Source organism: Methylobacterium sp. WL18 (assembly GCF_008040015.1).
In the GTDB taxonomy this organism is placed as follows: domain Bacteria; phylum Pseudomonadota; class Alphaproteobacteria; order Rhizobiales; family Beijerinckiaceae; genus Methylobacterium; species Methylobacterium mesophilicum.
This window is the reverse complement of the sequence record NZ_VRVD01001323.1, coordinates 1-467: the sequence shown is the minus strand read 5'-3', so window position 1 is coordinate 467 and position 467 is coordinate 1. Positions and strand designations below refer to the sequence as shown.

General features: G+C 77.3%; 2 pseudogenes. Both read right to left on the bottom strand.

Annotated elements, in window-relative coordinates:
- Positions 1-228 (bottom strand): annotated as a pseudogene (locus tag FV228_RS32555) (DUF4381 domain-containing protein); the annotation flags it as partial.
- A gap of 105 nt (positions 229-333) precedes the next feature.
- Positions 334-467, bottom strand: a pseudogene (locus tag FV228_RS34700) (DUF58 domain-containing protein); the annotation flags it as partial.

Genomic DNA, 467 nt, shown 5'->3' with positions numbered 1-467 from the left:
GGACTCCGGATCGAGGTCGCGGGTGCCGGCAAGTTCGGCCAGCGCCGCCCGGCGCAGGCTCGCCCGGGCCCGGCCACGCAGGTAGCGGACGAGCCCGACCAGCAGGGCGGCGAGGAAGCCCAACGCCGCCGCCGCGACGACTTCCCCCTGCACCGCCCCGGCGGCGCCCCCCGGCAGGTGCAGGCCGCGGAGCTGGTCGAGGCTCGGGGCGATCTCGACGGGGTTCATCGGGCCGAGCCCGGATGTGGGAGACGCGGCGACACGGCCGGGCTTCGCTGGGGCACCATCCCGGCCCGACAGCCGGCAAGCACCGTTCGGGACGAGCCCCGAGCCTCACAGCACCGCATCGAGGCGCTCCATCAGCGGCGCATAGGCCTCCGGGCCGGCCTCGACGTCGAGGCGCACCCCGGCGATGCCCCGGCGGGCATAGTCGGCGAGCCGCGCCTCGGCGGTCTCACCCGGCAGCG